This window comes from Streptomyces sp. NPDC048643 (assembly GCF_040650615.1).
GTDB lineage: Bacteria > Actinomycetota > Actinomycetes > Streptomycetales > Streptomycetaceae > Streptomyces.
In genome coordinates, this window is record NZ_JBEZHO010000004.1 from 35,653 (window position 1) to 54,816 (window position 19,164).

13 protein-coding genes and 1 tRNA gene are annotated in these 19,164 nt (G+C 74.3%); 9 read left to right on the forward strand and 5 right to left on the reverse strand.

Features of this window, described 5'->3' with window-relative positions; genetic code table 11:
* The first annotated feature begins 60 nt into the window (after positions 1-60).
* A complete protein-coding gene (locus AB0C62_RS05480) occupies positions 61-1,446 on the forward strand; it encodes an FHA domain-containing protein (RefSeq protein WP_362969790.1) in 1,386 nt (461 codons plus the stop codon).
* 213 nt (positions 1,447-1,659) lie between these two features.
* Here the strand turns inward: AB0C62_RS05480 and AB0C62_RS05485 are convergent, their stop codons facing one another.
* A complete protein-coding gene (locus AB0C62_RS05485) occupies positions 1,660-2,649 on the reverse strand; it encodes a methyltransferase domain-containing protein (protein WP_362969792.1) in 990 nt (329 codons plus the stop codon).
* A 153-nt stretch (positions 2,650-2,802) separates the two neighbouring features.
* On the opposite strand from AB0C62_RS05485, the gene AB0C62_RS05490 reads away from it, so the two are divergent.
* The 4 genes from AB0C62_RS05490 (at position 2,803) to AB0C62_RS05505 (ending at position 10,562) form a co-directional block, all read left to right on the forward strand.
* On the forward strand, positions 2,803-3,216 hold the full coding sequence (locus AB0C62_RS05490) for a globin (RefSeq protein ID WP_179165238.1): 414 nt from the start codon (positions 2,803-2,805) through the stop codon (positions 3,214-3,216).
* A 150-nt stretch (positions 3,217-3,366) separates the two neighbouring features.
* Positions 3,367-6,663 carry an ABC transporter permease gene (locus AB0C62_RS05495; RefSeq protein ID WP_362969795.1) on the forward strand — a complete coding sequence of 1,099 codons (3,297 nt, stop codon included), beginning with the start codon at positions 3,367-3,369 and terminating at the stop codon, positions 6,661-6,663.
* 1 nt (position 6,664) lies between these two features.
* Positions 6,665-9,481 (forward strand): ABC transporter permease, encoded by a 2,817-nt coding sequence (locus AB0C62_RS05500; RefSeq protein WP_362969797.1) that lies wholly within the window; start codon positions 6,665-6,667, stop codon positions 9,479-9,481.
* 85 nt (positions 9,482-9,566) lie between these two features.
* A complete protein-coding gene (locus AB0C62_RS05505) occupies positions 9,567-10,562 on the forward strand; it encodes an ABC transporter ATP-binding protein (RefSeq protein ID WP_362969799.1) in 996 nt (331 codons plus the stop codon).
* 24 nt (positions 10,563-10,586) lie between these two features.
* Here the strand turns inward: AB0C62_RS05505 and AB0C62_RS05510 are convergent, their stop codons facing one another.
* Genes AB0C62_RS05510 through ettA form a run of 3 tightly spaced genes read right to left on the reverse strand, consistent with a single transcriptional unit; the run spans position 10,587 to position 13,405 of the window.
* Positions 10,587-11,327 carry a hypothetical protein gene (locus AB0C62_RS05510; protein ID WP_362969801.1) on the reverse strand — a complete coding sequence of 247 codons (741 nt, stop codon included), beginning with the start codon at positions 11,325-11,327 and terminating at the stop codon, positions 10,587-10,589.
* Positions 11,324-11,734, reverse strand: coding sequence for a thioesterase family protein (locus AB0C62_RS05515; protein ID WP_081217319.1), 411 nt, complete (start codon positions 11,732-11,734; stop codon positions 11,324-11,326). Before AB0C62_RS05515 ends, AB0C62_RS05510 begins: the two co-directional genes overlap by 4 nt.
* A gap of 6 nt (positions 11,735-11,740) precedes the next feature.
* Positions 11,741-13,405, reverse strand: a complete 1,665-nt coding sequence (gene ettA / locus AB0C62_RS05520) for an energy-dependent translational throttle protein EttA (protein WP_362969803.1) — start codon at positions 13,403-13,405, stop codon at positions 11,741-11,743.
* A 275-nt stretch (positions 13,406-13,680) separates the two neighbouring features.
* On the opposite strand from ettA, the gene AB0C62_RS05525 reads away from it, so the two are divergent.
* Complete coding sequence (locus AB0C62_RS05525; RefSeq protein ID WP_362969805.1) at positions 13,681-13,971, forward strand: DUF1876 domain-containing protein; 291 nt, start codon at positions 13,681-13,683, stop codon at positions 13,969-13,971.
* 230 nt (positions 13,972-14,201) lie between these two features.
* Here the strand turns inward: AB0C62_RS05525 and AB0C62_RS05530 are convergent.
* A tRNA-Arg gene (locus AB0C62_RS05530) sits at positions 14,202-14,277 on the reverse strand.
* 310 nt (positions 14,278-14,587) lie between these two features.
* On the opposite strand from AB0C62_RS05530, the gene AB0C62_RS05535 reads away from it, so the two are divergent.
* The 3 genes from AB0C62_RS05535 (at position 14,588) to AB0C62_RS05545 (ending at position 19,045) form a co-directional block, all read left to right on the forward strand.
* Positions 14,588-16,195 (forward strand): dynamin family protein, encoded by a 1,608-nt coding sequence (locus tag AB0C62_RS05535; protein ID WP_362969807.1) that lies wholly within the window; start codon positions 14,588-14,590, stop codon positions 16,193-16,195.
* On the forward strand, positions 16,192-18,429 hold the full coding sequence (locus AB0C62_RS05540) for a YfjP family GTPase (RefSeq protein ID WP_362969809.1): 2,238 nt from the start codon (positions 16,192-16,194) through the stop codon (positions 18,427-18,429). The genes AB0C62_RS05535 and AB0C62_RS05540 overlap by 4 nt, the downstream gene beginning before the upstream one ends.
* A gap of 133 nt (positions 18,430-18,562) precedes the next feature.
* Positions 18,563-19,045, forward strand: a complete 483-nt coding sequence (locus AB0C62_RS05545; RefSeq protein WP_362969811.1) for a single-stranded DNA-binding protein — start codon at positions 18,563-18,565, stop codon at positions 19,043-19,045.
* Positions 19,046-19,164: the final 119 nt, after the last annotated feature.

Here is a 19,164-nt window from a genome sequence, read left to right on the forward strand (position 1 = left end):
CGAGGGGAAGCGGAGAAACCCGGTCACAACGACCGGAAGAGGAGAGGGGGAAGCGCCGACATGCCGACCTGCCCGAACGGACACCAGTCGGGTTCCGACGACTGGTGCGAGGTCTGCGGTCACCGCATGGCCGGTGCCGTGCCCCCGTTGCCCCCGCCGCCCCCCGGCGCCGGATACGGCTATCCGCCGCCCGGTTCGCCGCAGCAGGGGGGAGGCCGCTCCCATCTGTCGGCCGTGCCGGACGGCGAGCCCGAGCTCTGCCCGCAGTGCCGCACGCCCCGCGAGGGCGCGGCGCCGTTCTGCGAGGAGTGCCGGTGGAACTACCTCACCAACACGGCGACGTCCTACACCCCGGCCGCACCGCGTCCCACCGGCTCCTCGCCGGGCGGTCCCGGCGGACCGTCGCCGTTCGGCGGCCCCGCTCGCCCCGGCGGCCCGGGTGGCCCCGGCCAGCAGGGCGGTCCCGGTCCCCAGGGCGGCCCCGGCAACCAGGGCGGCCCGCCGCGCTTCCAGCAGCAGGGGCAGCCCGGTGGCCAGGGTGGTCCGGGTCCCGGTGGCCCCGGACACGACCCGTTCGACTACCAGAGCTCGCGGCCCTCGCAGATGAACCGGCCCGCCGAGCCGATTCCGCCGGGCCCGCCCGGCCAGCAGTACGGCGGCCCCTCGGCCTTCGGCGGAGATCCGGCCTTCGGCGGGGACCAGGGTTACGGTGCCGACCCGGCGCGTCCGGTTCCGCCGCCCGGGCCCACGCCCGGCGGCCAAGGCGCTCCGCAACAGGCCTACACCCAGCAGCCCGGCGCTCCCTTCACCCAGCAGCCCGCCGCTCCCTTCACCCAGGGCCGGCCTCCGCAGCAGGGCGGCCCGCAGTCCGGCGGTCCCGGTTTCGGCGGAGACGACGACTGGGTGATCCCCCCGCCGACGGGCGGTTCGCCCGGCGGCCAGGGCGGCCCCGGTCAGGGCGGTGGCGGCTACGGCTACCCGCAGCCCGGTGCCACCCAGGCGCCGCCCGGTCCCGGCTACCAGCAGCAGCAACAGCAGCCGCTGTCGTGGAGCGCGACGATCGGTCCGGACCGCGAGTACTTCATGGCGATGATGCAGCGTTCGGGACCCGAGGCCGCGGGCCTGAACCTGCCCGCCTACTCGCCCGAGCAGCAGCGTCCGCTCACCGGCAACCAGCTGACCATCGGCCGCCGCCGGCACTCCACCGGCGACACCCCGGACATCGACCTGTCGGTGCCGCCGGAGGACCCGGGCGTCTCGCACCAGCACGCGGTCCTGGTCCAGCAGCCGGACGGCGGATGGGCGGTCGTCGACCAGAACTCGACGAACGGCACCACGGTCAACGGCGGCGAGGAGCCCATCCAGCCGTTCGTGCCGGTGCCGCTCCAGGACGGCGACCGGGTGCACGTGGGCGCCTGGACGACGATCACGATCCGACGGGGCTGAGCGACGGTTCCAGGGTCCGACAGAGCTGTGACGGAGGCGGTGTTCCGGAGTGTCCGGAGCACCGCTTCCCTGCATCCGGCGCACCGCCTCCGTGTGTCCGGGACCCCGTCCGGTCCGGTGTGTCCGGGGGCTCGGATCGCCGGGCTCACGCAGCTGGGGCCCACACCGCCGGGCTCACGCAGCTGGGGCCCACACCGCCGGGGGCCCGCCCCTTCACCCCAACGGCCAGGCGTACGGCCCCCGCGGATCGTCCAGCCAGGCGCGGGCCGGACCGTCGCCGACCGTGACCCCGTACCGCTCGCGCTCGGGCCGTCCCTCGCGCTCCCAGAGCGCGTACGCGTCCTGGGGGTCGAGGCGGCCCTCGGTGAGAGTCAGCAGGAAGCGGAACAGGTCCTGGCCCCGGGCCCGCCGGGGCAGCCCGCCGAGCCGGTCGGGCCGCGGGCCGGGCGAGGTGTCACCGCGCAGCGGCACGAAGTACGCGGGGGTGTGCAGGAAGGTGCCCTCCGCGTGCCCCGGGGTCCGCACGCGCAGCGCGATCAGGCCGGTGGCCAGTGGGGCGAGGATGCGGGCGTCGGGCGCGCACTGGGGCAGCCAGGCGGGCGGGATGGTGGTGAGCGTGCAGGTGGCGATGATCCGGTCGAAGGGGGCGCGTTCGGGCACCCCGAGGGCGCCGTCCCCGGTGACGACGGCCGGGTGGTGTCCGGCCCGGGCGAGGTGCCTGCGCGCGGTCTCGGTGATCTCCGCGTCGAGGTCGATCGTCGTCACCCGGGAGTCGCCGAGCCGGTGGGCGAGCAGGGCCGCGTTGTAGCCGGTGCCGGCGCCGATCTCCAGGACGTCGTGCCCGTCCCGTACGTCCAGCTCGGCCAGCATCCTGGCCATCAGCGACGGCTGGCTGCTGGAGGAGACGAGTTCGCCGTCGCGCACCCGGGTCGCGAGCGGGGCGTCCTCGTAGGCACCGCGCAGCCAGTCGTCCCTGGCCCGCGGGTCCGGGTCCTCGCTCCACACCCGCTCGAAGCCGCCCGTGCCGGCTGCGCCGCCGACGTAGTAGAAGGGCACGAAGAGGTGGCGCGGCACGGCCTCGAAGGCCTCCCGCCAGGCCGGGTCGGCGGCGAAGGCCCCGCTCCGGTCGATCTCGCGCACGAGGGCCGCCCGCGCCCGGCAGGCGAGGTCCTCCGGTCCGGTCTCCAGAGCATGCGCGGCCATACCTCCACTGTGCTGCCGGACGGCCCCCGGAGCGAGCGGCCGCGCGCGGCGGCTCCCCCGCGATCCGCCCGAAGTCGCCGCGGGGGACGCCGTGCGTCGCGCTCCCCGGGCGTGGTCCTAAGCCCTGGGTCCTCGGTCACCCGGTCTGAGAGCATGGGGGACGTGAATGAGATTCGGCGCGGCACGTTGCAGGAGCAGACCTTCTACGAGCAGGTCGGCGGCGAGGAGACCTTCCGCCGCCTCGTGCACCGTTTCTACGAGGGGGTCGCCGAGGATCCGCTGCTGAAGCCCATGTATCCGGAGGAGGACCTGGGCCCGGCCGAGGAGCGGCTCACGCTGTTCCTGATCCAGTACTGGGGCGGCCCGACGACGTACAGCGAGAACCGCGGGCACCCCCGGCTGCGGATGCGGCACGCGCCCTTCAAGGTCGACCAGGCCGCGCACGACGCGTGGATCCGGCACATGCGCGTCGCGGTCGACGAGCTCGGCCTCTCCGAGGAGCACGAGCACACCCTGTGGAACTACCTGACGTACGCGGCCGCCTCCATGGTGAACACGGCGGGCTGATCACCGGTCACTGACGGGCGCATTCCGGTCGTTCGACGTCGGATTCCGGTCACGATCCGGTCAAGGCAGGTCTACAAGCGCTTACCCTCGGGCCCTCCGCTCTGAAAGCATCGCGCTCGTCCGAGATCCGGAACGACGGCGGGGGGCCGGGTGACGGGGTTCGTCCTACTGCGCGCGCGGGCACACCGTCTTCTGCTGGCCGCGGCGCTGCTCACGGTCCTGCTGACCACGGCCGTCCTCGCGACGCTCACCGCCTACTCCGCCGCCATCGGCGACGCCTCGCTGCGCCACGCGCTCCGGGACCCGGGCAACGCCGCGGACACCGCGCTCGTCGTCCGCGCCGACCTTCCAGCCGACCAGCGGGCCGCCGCGGACAGCGCCGTCCGCGAGGGGGCCCGGCGCACCTTCGGCGGATACCCGGTGACCGTGCGCACGCTGGTGCGTTCGGGCTCCTACGCGCTCCCCCGGGCCCTCCAGGAGCCGGCCGCGCGGGCCGGGGATCCCGACCTCACCCACTTCGCCGCCCTCGACCGCACCCAGGTGGACCTCACCGCGGGACGACTGCCCGGACCGTCGGCCGGCTCCGGCGGCTCCCGCGGCTCCGCGATCGAGGTGGCCCTGCCCGCGTCGGCGGCCGAACGGCTCGGTCTGAGGCCGGGCGCGCGCCTCACCCTGGTCGACCGGCTCGGCGGCCCCAGGCGCGAGGTCCGGGTCACCGGGCTGTACCGGCCCGCCCGGGCGGACGCGCCCTACTGGCGGCTGGACGAGCTGGGCGGCCGCGGGATCAAGAAGGTCGACTTCACGACGTACGGTCCGCTCCTCACCGATCCCACCGTCCTGACCGGCGGCCGGGTCAGCGCCGGGGAGTCCGCGTGGCAGGCGTCCGCGGACTTCTCGACGCTCTCGCCCGACGGCATCGAGGCCCTGCGGAACACCGCGCGGGTCGGGCAGTCGGCCCTGCGCAAGGACCACGCGCTGAGCGGGGCGACCGCCGTGACGACCTCGCTGCCCGAGATCCTGGACGGTGTGGAGCGTTCGCTGCTCGTGTCGCGCTCCACCCTGCTCATCGTCGCCCTGCAACTGGCGCTCCTGGCCGGATACGCGCTGCTGCTGGTCGCCCGGCTGCTGAGCGCCGAACGGGCGGGCGAGACGCGGGTGTTGCGGGCGCGGGGAGCCTCCCGTCGGCGGATCGCCGGGCTCGCCGCCCTGGAGGCGCTGCTGCTGGCCGTACCGGCGGCCCTGTGCGCGCCGCTCGTCGCGGGCCCGCTGACCCGGCTGCTCGCCGGGCAGGGGGCGCTGGCCCGCATCGGGCTGCGCCTGGACGTCGCCCAGGAACGGGGCGGGGTGTGGCTCGTCGGCGCGGGAGTGGCGCTGGGATGCGCCCTCGCGGTGACCCTGCCGGCGCTCACCTCGGGCGACGGGCCCGCGGGGCGGGCCCGGGCGCTGCCGGCTCCGGTGCGCGCGGGCGCCGACGTCGGCCTGCTGGTGATCGCCGCCGTCGCCTACTGGCAGCTGGACCGGCAGACCTCCGGCGCTCTGACCGGAGGTTCCGCCGCGTCGGGGGCCACCGGGGGAACCGGCGTGCGTTCGCTCGGCATCGATCCGCTCCTGGTGGCGGCGCCCGCCCTCGCGCTGCTCGCCGGGACCGTGCTCACCCTGCGGCTGCTGCCGCCCGTGGCCCGGCTCGCCGAGCACCGGGCGGCGAGCGGCCGCGGGCTGCCCGCGGCGCTCGCGGGCTGGCAGCTCAGCCGGCGCCCGATGCGCGGCGCGGGACCGGTCCTGCTGCTGGTCCTGGCCGTGGCGATGGGCATGCTCGCCATCGGCCAGGGCGCCTCCTGGAACCGCTCGCAGGATGACCAGGCGGACTTCCGCGCGGGCACGTCGGTGCGCGTGACCGGGGACAGCGACGCCGGGCCGGGCGAGGCGGCCGTCTTCACCGCGTTCCCGGGCGTCCGCGCGGCGGCGCCCGCCCTCCGGACGACCCTGCCGCTGTCGGGCGGCCGCACTGCGGCGGTCCTCGCGCTGGACACCGCGCACGCCGCGGACGGGATGCTGCTCCGCACGGACCTGGCCGCACGGCCGTCGGGACCCCTGCTGAAGGAGCTCGCGGCGAAGGGGGCCGCCGAAGGGGTCGCGATCCCGAAGGGCTCGACGCGACTCGGTCTGGTGATGCGGCTGCGCAGCTCGAACGCCCGCGTGGAGGTGGACGTGTCGGCGACGCTGGAGGACCGCTTCGGGACGCCGTACACCGAGCGGATCGGTCAACTCCCCGCCGACGGACGGCCTCACGCCCTGTCGCTCGACCTCGCGACGGGACCCCTGACCTTGACCGGCGTCCAGCTGGACATGGCCCAGCCCGTCGACACGGCCCAGCGACACCGGCTGGACCTGCGGGAGTTGAGCGTCAGCGACGCCGGCGGGGCGCGGCGGCGGCTCGCGCTGCCGGCCGACTGGAAGGCCGACTCGCAGACCAGCAGCACGGCGGCGGCGCCGGACGACGCCACGCGGCCCACGCGCCCGAAGCTGGTGGCGTCCTCCGCCGAGGCACTGTCCGTCCGCTACGGCACCGGTTACGTGCCCGCCGACCTGGCCTGGCAGGTCACTTCGGTGACGGTCCGTCTGCACCCGGACCGGTCGGCCGTTCCCGAGGTCAGGGCGGTCGCGACCGACCGCTTCCTGAAGGCGGCGGGCGCGCGGAAGGGGCAGCAGCTGGACGTGCCCTTCGCGGGCGAGACGGTCCGGGTGACGATCGTGGACACCGTACGGGCCCTGCCGACCACCTCGGAGGCCGACGGCGTTGACGGCGACGGCGGGGCGCTGCTGGTCGATCTGCGCGCCGTGAACCGGGTGTTGCAGGCGCGCCAGGGGCAGAGCGTGCCGCCCACCGAGTGGTGGCTGGACACCGCGCCGGGCGACGCGGCGCGGGTCGCGGCGGCGCTGCGGAAGCTGCCCGGCACCGAACCGTCCCAGGTCGTCGTGCGGGACGAGGTCGCCGACCGGCTGCGCGACGACCCGTTCGGGGCGGGCCCCGAGGCCGCGTTCGCGGCGGCCGCCGTCGTCGCGGCGGCGCTGGCCGCGGTCGGGTTCGCGGTGAGCACGGCCGGTTCGCTGCGCGAGCGCCGGGACGAGTTCGCGGTGCTCAGGGCGCTGGGCGCGCCGCGCCGCCAGCTGGCCCGGCTGATCGCCGCCGAACAGGGCGTCCTGGTGGGCCTGGCTCTCGTCGTGGGGGTGGCGCTGGGCACGGTACTGACCCGCGCGGTGGTCCCCCTGATCGTCCTGACCTCGGAGGCCACCCGTCCGGTCCCCGCGGTCCTGGTGCGGCTCCCGCTGCCGCACATCGCCGTGCTGCTGGCGGGCGTCGCCGTGACACCGCTGGCCATCACGGCGTTCATGGCGCTGCGCCGCCCGGACGCGGACAGTTCGCTGCGCCGCCAGGGAGGCGAGTGACATGACGGGCACGGACGACGGTACGGAGGCCGGAACGCGTGGGCGCACCCGCCGGGACGGGCCGAGGGTGCCGGCCCCCTGGGTGCGCACCCGGCTGCGCGCCGCCCCCGCGGCGGCTCTCGCGCTGGCCCTGCTCGTCGCGCTCACCGCCACACTCGCCGCCGCCTTCCCGCGCGCCGTCGACCGGTACGAGGACGCCGGCCTGCGCCGGACCCTCGACGACGCGTCACCGCGACGGACCACCGTCCAGTTCTTCGCCCCGCGGCCCGACGTCGAGCTCTCCCGGCAGGAAGGCGAGGACGCCCTGCGCGAGACCGCGCTGCGCAAGGGGTACGCCGCCGTGCTGGCCGCCGTCGACAAGCCCCTGGTCGCCGACCGCGACCAGTCCTCGTACGGGGTGCGCACCGCCAACCCGACCAACGCGTCGGACTCCTTCCTGGCCCGGCCGAGCGGGCTGCCGCCGCGTATCGCCCTCGTCGCGCAGAACGCCCTCGGCGCCCATTCCCGTCCGGCGTCGGGCCGCCTGCCCCACGCGACGGGCTCGGTCACCGCGACGACCCGCGAGGTGGAGGCGGCCGTCACCACCGAGACCGCCAGGACCCTGCACATCGAGGTCGGTTCGGTGATCCACCTGCCCGGCCTGGAGCGCGCGCCGCTGACCGTACGGATCACCGGCATCGTCGCGCCGCGCGCGCCGGACGGCGCGTACTGGATGTCCACCCCGCTGATCCGCGAGCCGTCCCTCATCCAACTGCCCAGCGACGGCGGCACGTACTGGATCGGCGCGCTGCTGCTGGCGCCGGACGCGGCACCGGTCCTGCTCGGCACGCCCGGGAAGCCCGAGCGGTACTGGCAGGTGGCCCCCGACACGTCCGGCCCGGCCGCCCACGACGTGTCCGGGCTCGCCTCCTCGGTCGCCGCACTGGAGTCGGGACCCGGCCTGTCGCGGATCCGTGAGCGCGTGGACCCGCTGACGGACGCGACGACGGATCTCGACGAGGTCCTGTCGTCCTTCACCGAACTGCGCTCCGGCATCGCCCCGTTGGTGGCCGTCGCCGCCTTCGGCGCGGGCACGGTCGCCGCGGTCGTCGTCCTCATGGCGAGCGGTCTCGCCGCCGAGCGCCGCCGCGGCGAGCTGGCCCTGCTGCGCGCCCGCGGCGGCTCGCTGCCCGGTGTCCTCGGACGGCTGTTCGCCGAGACGGCCGTCGTCGCCGTCCCGGCGGGGGCGCTCGGCCTCGGGGCCGCCCTGCTCGCCGTCCCGCACGGCCGCCTCTCCTACGCCGTGTCCGCCGCCCTCGCCGTGACCGCCCTCGCCTGCGCCGCCCTGCCGGTGCGCGCCGCGTACGCCCATCGTGCGGTCCGCGTCCACGCGGGACGCGAGGACATCGCGTCCGTACGTCCCTCTCGGCGCCGCACCGTCGCGGAACTCACCGTGCTGGTGCTCGCCACGGCCGCGGTGGCCGCCCTGCGACGCGGGGGGACCGCCGACGCCGGCGGATCCGGGGACCAGCTGGTCGCCCTGGCACCGGTGCTGGTCGGCGTCATCGCGGCGCTGGTCCTCGTCCGGCTCTATCCGCTCCCCCTGCGCCGGCTGTCCGGCCCCGCCGGGCGGCTGCGCGGAGTGGTCGCCCCTCTCTCGCTGGCCCGCGCGGGCCGCACCTCGGCCTCCACGGCACTGCCCCTGCTGGCCCTCCTCACGGCGCTCACCACGGCGGCCTTCGGCGGCTCGGTCCTCGCGGGCGTGCACACCGCCCGCGACCGCGCGGCCCTCCTCACCATCGGCGCCGACGCCCGCGTCGAGGCGACCCACGCCCTGCCCACCGCCCTGCCCGGCCGGATCCGCGACACCCGGGGCGTGCGCGAGGCGGTCCCCGTAAGCGTCGCCTACCGGGCCCAGGCCGGCAGGGGTTCGGGCACCGCCGGCGAGACGGCGGCGCTCGTGGGCGTCGAACCGGGCGCCTACGGACATCTGTCCCGGGAGCTGGGCCTCGGAGGGTTCCCGGCGGCAACGCTGCGCGCCGCCGGACCGAGCACCGGCACCGGCACCGGCACCGGCAAAGCCGTCGTCCCCGCCATCGCCTCCCCCTCCCTCGCCGACCGCTTCGGCACCGCCCCGTTCTCCGTGCGGCTGGAGGACGACAGCACGGTGACCGTCCGGATCGCGGCGGTACGGGACGTGACGCCCGCCGTGACCGACCTGGACTTCCTCGTCGTGGACCGGGAGGCCCTCACCCGGCGGGCCGCGCGGCCGACCGCGCTGCTCCTGACCGGCGGCCACCTCGACGGGGCCGCTCTGCGCAGGGCGGCGGGCGATGGCGTGGACGTACGGCTGCGCGCTGAGGTGCGGGCGGCGTACGTCGACTCGCCCCTCCAGTCCGGCGCCGAGCGGATCTACACGGCGGCCGTCGCGGCAGGCGCCGGATACGCCGTGCTGGCCCTGCTGCTGGCCCTCGTGCGGGCCGCCCCGGAACGCTCGGCGCTCCTCGCCCGGCTGCGCACGATGGGCCTCACCCGGGCCCAGGGGCGCCGCCTGCTGGTCCTGGAGTCCCTGCCCCAGGCCCTGCTGGCGGCGGTGGGCGGCGCGCTCACGGGCTGGGCGGCCATCCGTCTCCTGTCCCCCGGGCTCGATCTGACGGCCATCGCGGTCGCGGGCCACCCCGCGCCCGAAGGAGCGGCCCGCCTCCGCACGGACGCGCTCTCGTTGCTCGTCCCGTCCCTCGCCGTGCTGGTCGTCGCCACGGGCGTCGCGGTGGCGCAGGCGTGGTGGACGGGCCGGCGCGGTTCGGTCCGGGAGCTGCGGGCGGGGGACGGCCGATGAGGGCGGGACCCGTGCACCGCAGACCGCCGACCGGCTCGGCCGCCACCTCGCGCACCCCTTCGACGAGCAGCACCGGGAGTCGCCCATGACCACCGCCGACCCGACGGAAGCCGCGGGCTCCGCGCAGCCCTCGGGCCCGACGTTCGCCGACCTCGCGGACCGTGCCGCCGCGCGTCGGGACCGTCCCGCCTACGGTCACGACGCCCTGATCACGTGCGACCGTCTGGTGCGGATCTTCACCACGGACGGGGTGGAGGTGCAGGCGCTCCAGGGTCTCGATCTGCTGGTCCGGGAGGGCGAGTTGATGGCTCTGGTGGGGGCCTCGGGCAGCGGCAAGTCGACCCTGATGAACATCCTGGCCGGGCTGGACACCCCGACGGCGGGCGCGGCGCGGGTCGCCGGCCGCGATCTGCTCACGATGAACGCGAAGGACCGGCTGCGCTACCGCCGGGAGGTCGTCGGCTTCGTCTGGCAGCAGACCGCCCGCAACCTGTTGCCCTACCTGAGCGCGGCCCAGAACGTGGTGCTGCCGATGCAGCTGGCGGCCCGCCGCACGAGCCGCCGCGCCCAGTCCGAACGGGCCCTGGAGCTGCTGGAGTTGCTGGATGTCGGCGACTGCCGCGCCCGGCGCCCGCACCAGATGTCGGGCGGTCAGCAGCAGCGGGTGGCGATCGCGGTGGCCCTCGCCAACGCGCCGGCCGTCCTGCTCGCCGACGAGCCCACCGGCGAACTCGACTCGCACACCGCCGAGCAGATCTTCGGCGCGTTCCGTACGGCCAACGAGCGGCTCGGGACGACGATCGTGATCGTCACGCACGACCAGGCGGTCGCCTCGGAGGTCCGCCGCACGGTCGCCATCCGCGACGGCCGGACGTCCACGGAGGTGCTGCGCCGCACGGAGGTCGACGCGGCGACGGGCCAGGAGGCGGTGGTGGCCCGCGAGTACGCGATGCTCGACCGGGCGGGGCGTCTGCAGCTCCCCGCGGACTACACGCGGACGCTGGGCATGCGGGACCGCGTGGCCCTGGAACTGGAAGCGGACCACATCGGCGTGTGGCCGGACGACAGCCGTCCCGAGTGACCCCGCGGTTCCCGAAGGACCGGATCAGTGGACGCTGACGTCCAGGACACCGAGTCCCGCGCTGCGGACGGCGATCGACCCGAAGGGGGTGCGCAGCCGCAGCCAGGCTCCCGACGAGTACAACCCCAACTCGCCCTCGCCCGAGGGGAGTCGCGGATCGTCCGCGGTCCGGGCGGCGGACGGGCGGACACGCGCGGCGGTGGGCGCGACGGGGCGCAGGAATCCCAGCGACTGGGCGGCGTGCGCGGCTCTGACGGGCAGCGCGGTGTCGCCGAGCGGCCGGGACCAGATCTCCCGCCCGAGGCGGTCGAGTTCGGCGCGGGTCCGCAGCTCGGGCGCCAACTCCTGCGTGCGGGAGCGGAATTCGGCGACCACGGCGGCGACCGTGGCGCGCACCGCGTCCGGGGCGGGCAGCCCCGGTTCCTGCCGCCAGCCGCCGCGCGGCGGCAGCACCCCGGCCCACGGCGGTCCGGTGACGGCGCCCGGGACGGTCGCGGTGGACGCCGACTCGTCGACGGACTCCAGGAGTTCGCCCGCGGAGACGGTCACGTCGAGGGTGTCGTCGAGCCCCCGCTCGTAGGGCTTGGCCAGCCGTGCCGTGCGGATCGCGAGGACCTCGAACGACGGAGGCCGGCCGAACACCGCGAGGGTGGTGCCCCGCGCCTGGAGGCGCACGGCGGCCGCACGGTCGTAGTGGACCAGCCGGGCGAGGAAGGCCCCGAGATCGGCGGCCTCCCCCGCGTCGGCGAGGTGCAGGACGGTCATGCCGCGACGGCCTCGTCCTCGTCGTCCCGGTAGGACTCCAGGAAGTCGCGCTCGTCGGCGGTGATCCGGCGCGGGCGCTGCTGCTCGAAGTCGAACGGCACGATGACCGTCGAGGCGGTGACGTAGACCTGGTCCGGGTCCTTCACCTCGTAGGCGATGGTGAAGGACGCCGCACGGATCTGCGTCACCCACAGCTCGATGTCCACCGGCGCGTGCCGGTGGACCAACTGCCGCTTGTAGTCGATCTCGTGACGCGCCACCACGGACCCCTGCTTGAAGTCCTTCTCCGGGCGGAACAGGAAGTCGATACGGGCTTCCTCCAGGTAGCGGAGGAACACCACGTTGTTGACGTGGCCGTACGCGTCCATGTCCGCCCAGCGCAGCGGGCAGCGGTAGATGTGGCGCAAGACCGATCAGCCCCGGGTCAGCTTCTTGTAGGTGGCGCGGTGCGGGCGGGCCGCGTCGGCGCCGAGACGCTCGACCTTGTTCTTCTCGTACGACTCGAAGTTGCCCTCGAACCAGTACCACTTCGACTCGCCCTCGTAGGCGAGGATGTGCGTCGCGACCCGGTCCAGGAACCAGCGGTCGTGGGAGATGACCACGGCCGCACCGGGGAACTCCAGCAGCGCGTTCTCGAGCGAGGACAGGGTCTCCACGTCGAGGTCGTTCGTGGGCTCGTCGAGGAGCAGCAGGTTGCCGCCCTCCTTGAGGGTCAGCGCCAGGTTCAGCCGGTTGCGCTCACCGCCGGAGAGGACGCCCGCGGGCTTCTGCTGGTCCGGACCCTTGAAGCCGAAGGCGGACACGTAGGCCCGCGACGGCATCTCGACCTGACCGACGTTGATGTAGTCGAGCTCGTCGGAGACGACGGCCCACAGCGTCTTCTTGGGGTCGATGTTGGCGCGGCTCTGGTCGACGTAGCTGATCTTGACCGTTTCGCCGACCTTGATGGCGCCGGTGTCCGGCGTCTCCAGGCCCTGGATCATCTTGAACAGCGTGGTCTTGCCGGCGCCGTTCGGGCCGATGACGCCGACGATGCCGTTGCGCGGCAGGGTGAAGCTGAGGTCGTCGATGAGGACCTTGTCGCCGAACGCCTTGGAGAGGTTCTGGACCTCGACGACGATGGAGCCCAGACGCGGGCCCGGCGGGATCTGGATCTCCTCGAAGTCCAGCTTCCGCATCTTGTCGGCCTCGGCCGCCATCTCCTCGTAACGGGCGAGGCGGGCCTTGGACTTGGTCTGGCGGCCCTTGGCGTTGGACCGGACCCACTCCAGCTCTTCCTTGAGCCGCTTGGCGCGCTTCTCGTCCTTGCGGCCCTCGACCTTGAGGCGGGCGGACTTCTTGTCGAGGTACGTGGAGTAGTTGCCCTCGTAGGGGATCGCGCGGCCGCGGTCCAGTTCGAGGATCCACTCGGCGACGTTGTTCAGGAAGTACCGGTCGTGCGTGACGGCGACGACGGCGCCCGCGTACTTGGTGAGGTGCTGCTCCAGCCAGTTCACCGACTCGGCGTCGAGATGGTTGGTGGGCTCGTCGAGGAGGAGCAGGTCCGGAGCCTCGATCAGCAGCTTGCAGAGCGCCACGCGGCGCTTCTCGCCACCGGAGAGGTTGGTGACCGGCCAGTCGCCGGGCGGGCAGCCCAGCGCGTCCATGGCCTGCTCGAGCTGCGCGTCGAGGTCCCAGGCGTTGGAGTGGTCCAGGTCGTCCTGGAGCTTCCCCATCTCCTCCATGAGCGCGTCCGAGTAGTCGGTCGCCATCAGCTCGGCGACCTCGTTGAAGCGGCTGAGCTTGCCCATGAGCTCCTTGGCGCCGTCCTGGACGTTCTCCAGCACCGTCTTGGACTCGTCCAGCTCCGGCTCCTGCATGAGGATGCCGACGCTGTAGCCGGGCGACAGGAACGCGTCGCCGTTGGAGGGCTGCTCGAGGCCCGCCATGATCTTGAGAACGGTGGACTTACCGGCACCGTTCGGACCGACCACACCGATCTTCGCGCCCGGGAGGAAGCTCAGGGTGACGTCGTCGAGGATCACCTTGTCGCCGTGCGCCTTGCGCGTCTTGCGCATGGTGTAAATGAACTCAGCCAAGAGAAACCGTCCGGACGCTTGAAATCGGGAGTGGGCAGATACACCCCATCTTGCCTGACGGCCACCCCTCGACGGAAACCAGTCTCATCGGGGGGCTGTGACCTGGCGGTTCACCGTGCGTGCCGGTAGCGGGACCGTCACCGCCCGTCTCCGCCCGCCGCTTCCGGCCCCGAGACCCCCGGCCCGTCTCGTGCGGGGCGGGCCGGAGGAGGACACTTTCAGGAGAGGGTCCATCAGGGGGGCCGGCGGGGGACGCGGCTCCGGAGGTGATCGCGATGACACAGACGCAGGCCCGGCCACGGACCACGGTCGGCTGGCACGTCGAGATGGAATTCGAGGAGGACGAGCACCGCACGCGCGCCGCGGCCCTCGTGCGACTCCCCGACGGGAGCGAGATGCGGGCCCACGGGTACGCCAGCCGCCATCCGTCCGACGCGAACCAGCCCAGGGTCGGCGAGGAGGTCGCCGGCGGGCGCGCGCTGAACGAGCTCGCCATGCGGCTGCTGACCAAGGCCCACGACGAGATCGACGACGCGTCGGGGAGGACTTCGCACACGCTCAGGTGACCGGCGCGCACCGCGGGACGGGCCGGGGGCGGAGGTCGGCTGCGCCGTTCGGCCGTACGGCGAGGTGAATGCCGTACGCCGAAAGGATCACTGTTGTGCCGGAAATCGCGCCGCAGGACCCGTCCCGGAGGGCCGTAGGGCGGAGTCTAGGAGCCCCGGACGGGGCCGCGCGGCGGGATCGCCCGGCCGGACCGGAACAGCAAAAGGCCCTCCCGAGGGAGGGCGGAGACTGGCGCCCCCGGCAGGACTCGAACCTGCGGCCAAGCGCTTAGAAGGCGCCTGCTCTATCCACTGAGCTACGGGGGCCGGTTGTGTCGGCCGGTGTCCTGGTGCCCTGGTGCGGGCTGATCCCTGACCTTGCCGGGGACAAGAATAGGGCTCCCGCATCCCTGTCCCTCATGCTTCACCTCCGTGGCTCAATGTGGAGGTTCGGTGAAGCGGTCCCGATAATCGCAGGCGGGTACGAATCGTGCACCGCTTTTGGCGCCTCACGCATCGGGTGTTGTGCACTCGTTATGCCTGCGCCCCAGTCATCCCTTCCGCCCCCTGTGTCCGGTCGGCGCGCAGACATACCCATATGCTTCAGAAAGCCTCCAAAATTGGGCATTCTTCGCATGTGGTGACCTTGGACGTACGGCCTCAGCTGCTCGACGCACTTTCCGCCCTGCGCGACCGTGTCGCCGCCGCACGCTTCCCGCTGCCCCTTCCGGGGGCTCCACGCGCGCGTGCCAACCGCGACGAACTGCTCGCACAGCTCGACGACTATCTGGTGCCCCGCTTGAGAGAACCCGAAGCACCGCTTCTCGCCGTCATCGGGGGGTCCACCGGCGCAGGCAAGTCGACACTCGTCAACTCCCTTGTGGGGCGCAGGGTCAGCGAGGCGGGCGTGCTCCGCCCGACGACCCGTACGCCGGTGCTGGTGTGCCATCCCGAGGACCACCACTGGTTCAGCGGGATGCGCGTGCTGCCCCAGCTCACGCGCGTGTGGGTGCCCCATCAGGAGCCGGGCGACGAACTCCCCGCCCTCGGCGACCGCGGGGAGCGGGTGCTGCGCATCGAGACCGCCGACACCCTCCCCCGCGGACTCGCCCTCCTGGACGCGCCCGACGTCGACTCCCTGCTGGCCGACAACCGCGTCCTGGCCGCCGAACTCATCTGCGCGGCCGACATCTGGGTGATGGTCACCACGGCCGCCCGCTACGCCGACGCCGTTCCCTGGCATCTCCTGCGTACCGCCAAGGAGCACAAGGCGACGCTGGTGACCGTCCTCGACCGGGTGCCGCACCAGGTGGTGTCCGAGGTCTCCCGGCAGTACGGCGCGCTGCTCACCAAGGCCGGACTCGGCGACGTCCCGCGGTTCACGGTGCCCGAACTCCCCGAGTCCGCCTGGGGCGGTGGCCTGCTGCCCGCGACGGCCGTGGCGCCGCTGCGCACCTGGCTCGCGCACCATGTGCAGGACCCGGGGGCCCGGCAGGGCGCGATGGCCCGCACGGCCTACGGGGTGCTCGACTCCATGAAGTCGCGGATGCCGGAGCTGGCGAGCGCCGCGGCCGCCCAGTACGCGGCGGCGACCCGGCTCACGGCCGCCGTCGACGGCGCGTACGACAGCGAACACACGCGCGTGAAGGGCCGTTTGCAGGCCGGCGCCGTGCTCGCCGGGGACGCCCTCAAACGGTGGCGGGCCTATCCCCTCGACTGCAGCGCCGACGAACTGCTGGACGCCCTCGTGGAGAGCCTGTCCGCCCTCCTGTTGTGCTCCGTGACGGCCGCCGACGAGCGGGTGGACGACGCCTGGCGCCGCGAACCCGCCTCGGACGCAACGGGACTGACGGACCGTGACCCCACGCTGGAGAGCGCCGAGCACCGGATCGGCATGGCCGTACGCCGCTGGCGGCGCGTCCTGGAGGAGTACGCCGAGGAGGAGGTGCGCGACCTCGACAAGAGCGTCGCGCCGGACCCCTCCGTGGTGGCCGCGCTCGTCGCCACCGCCCTCCTGGGCGGACGCAGGGCGCGCAACGCCGGTGAGGGGCTCGCCGAGCGGATCGGGGCGCACGGGGCGCTGCGGCTGCGCGACAAGGGCGGCCGGCTGCTCACGGAGCTCATCGACAGGGCCCTGCACACCGAGCGTGAGCGCCGGCTCGCGCCGCTCGACGCGCTGGACGTCCACCCGGAACCCCAGGCCGAACTCATCGCCGCGCTGTCCGTACTGCAGAAGGAGAGGTGACCGCGGTGACTGCCGTCACTGACCACACGGATCACGCCGACCGTCCCGGAGACGACCCCTCCGGCGACGTCCGCCCCGGAGAGGACCGTTCCGGCGACAACCGTCCCGAAGAGGTCCGACCCGAAGGGATCCGCGCCGAGGAGGAGATGCACTCTGAGGAGGGCACTCCGGAGAACGCCTCCTCCGGGGACACCGCCGCGGGCACCGAGGACTCCGGCGACGAGGTGCCCTCCGGGTCCCCGGGCGAGAACGACGCCTCGAAGAAGGCCACTTCGGCGGCCGGAGCAGGGAAAGGCACCGGGACGGACGGAGACGGCGAGGACACGCGGCCCGAGGGCGCACGGACCGAGGGCGCGTCCGGTGCGGCCGCCCCGAAGAGCGCACCGGCGGCCGGACCACGCGCGCGTGGCAAGGGCGACGACACCCCGCCCCGCGCGAACGGCACCGCCCGGGACACCGGCTCCGCCCGGAAGGGCGACGCTCCCCGTGCGGGCGACTCCCCCGCGCGTGCGGAGGACGGCCCGGTCTGGGACGACGGCCTCATCGCGCGGCGCGTGAACGAGTCGGCCCCCGTCCGCTACCAGACCCCGGTGGTGGAGACCCGCGCCTCCGCACCGGCCGCCCCGGCGCCCCTCGCGTACGACGGGCCGCTGCGCTCACGCCTGGACGCGCTGCGCGAGCTGGTGGGCCTCTCCCGCACCCGGCTGGACAGCAGGACCCTCGCCGAGGCGGGCCGCGTCCTGGACGAGGCGGCGGCGCGCCGCAAGCTGTCCGGGGAGCACACCGTCGTCGCCATCGCCGGTGCCACGGGCAGCGGCAAGTCGCAGCTCTTCAACGCGCTGGCCGGCGTCGCCATTTCGGAGACCGGCGTGCGCAGGCCGACCACCTCGGCACCGATCGCCTGCAGTTGGAGCGACGGCGCGGCCACCCTCATCGACCGGCTCGGCATCCCCGGCCGGCTGCGCAGACGCCCGCTGCAGAGTGCCGAGGCCGAGGCCCAGCTGCGCGGCCTGGTGCTGGTCGACCTGCCCGACCACGACTCCGCCGCGGTCCAGCACCGTGAGCAGGTGGACCGCGTCCTGGCGCTGGTCGACGCGGTCATCTGGGTCGTGGACCCGGAGAAGTACGCGGACGCCGTCCTGCACGAGCGCTATCTGCGGCCACTGGCCGGGCACGCGGAGGTCACCTTCGTCGTGCTCAACCAGGTGGACCGGCTCCCCGGCGAGGCCGCGGACCAGGTGCTCGACGATCTGCGGCGCCTGCTCGACGAGGACGGCATCGCGCTCGGCGAGTACGGCGAGCCGGGCGCGACGGTCCTCGCGCTGTCCGCGCTCACGGGGGACGGGATCGGTGAACTGCGGGAGTGTCTGGGCCAGTTCGTGGCGGAACGCGGAGCGGCCGCCCGACGAATTTCGGCCGATCTCGACGCGGCGGCCGCGCGGCTGCGTCCGGTCTACGCGACCGGGCGGCGGGTCGGGCTCAGCGAGGAGGCGCGCGACGAGTTCGCGGACCGGCTCGCGGACGCGGTGGGTGCCGTCGCGGCGGGTGAGGCGGCCGAGCGTGCCTGGCGCCGCAACGCCAACCGCGCCTGCGGAACCCCCTGGCTGCGGCTGTGGCGCTGGTACCAGGACCGGCGCGAACCCCCGACCGGCCGACTGCCCGTGCGGGCCCCCGCGGACGAGGAGGCCACCGCGCGCCAGCGGGTGGAGCAGGCGGTGCGCACGGTCGCGGACCGGGCGGCGTACGGACTGCCGCTCCCCTGGGCGCAGGCGGTCCGCGAGGCGGCCGTACGCGGCGCGCAGGGGCTGCCCGAGGCGCTGGACGACATGGCGGCGCGAGCGGTCACTCCGGTGGGCCGGCCGCCGCGGCCCGGCTGGTGGCCGGTCGCGGTGCTCGCGCAGGCCATGATGACGATCGTCCAGGTCGTCGGCGGGCTCTGGCTGGTGGCACAGATCGTCGGCATCACCTCCCCGAACCTCGGGGTTCCGGTGCTGCTGATGGTGTGCGGGATCGTCGGCGGGCCGGCCGTCGAGTGGAGCAGCAGAATGGCGGCCCGCGGGCCCGCCCGGCGCTACGGCCTGGAAGCGGAACGCCGGTTGCGCGAGGCGGCGGCCGGGTGCGGCAGGGCCCGGGTGCTCGATCCGGTGGCGGCGGAGCTGCTGCGGTACCGCGAGGTGCGGGAGCAGTACGGGCGGGTTCTGGGTGTGGCGCCGGCGGGTGCCCCGGTCGGGTGACGCGGTTCTCCACAACCGCCCGGCGGTACACAGGGCCCGGCGGGTCCGGCCCGGCGAAGGCAGTCTGATCTCGCGGCGACCGCAGCGCATGCGGTCGCCGCGACGGACGCATTCGCACGGGAGGGAATTCGCGATGAACGAGACGATGGTGTGCGCGGTGGGCAACGTGGCGACACGGCCCGTGTACCGGGAGCTGGCGAACGGCGCGTCGGCGCGCTTCCGGCTGGCGGTGACCTCGCGGTACTGGGACCGCGAGAAGAGCGCGTGGACGGACGGGCACACCAACTTCTTCACGGTGTGGGCGAACCGGGCGCTCGCGACGAACGTGGGGGCTTCGGTGTCGGTGGGTGATCCCGTCATCGTGCAGGGCAGGCTGAAGGTGCGCACCGAGACCCGTGACGGGCAGAGCTGGACGTCGGCGGACATCGACGCGGTGGCGATCGGCCACGACCTATCCCGCGGCACGTCGGCGTTCCGGCGCCCGGCCAAGGAGGGCGAGCAGTCCGCCGGCGGGGCAGACGGGCGGCCCGAGCCGAGTTGGGAATCGGCACCCGAGGACACCGTCACCGCGGAGGACGCCGCCCGACAGCAGCCGGAGCGGGCCGGGGCGACGTGATGTCAGAGGCGGGCACGCTCTAACCGGACTGCGGCTTATCGACGGATGCGCCCTGCGACAGACCGCGTGGATTTGTCGATAAGCGCAGCTCACGGCCGTACCGTGATAACGATTCCGAG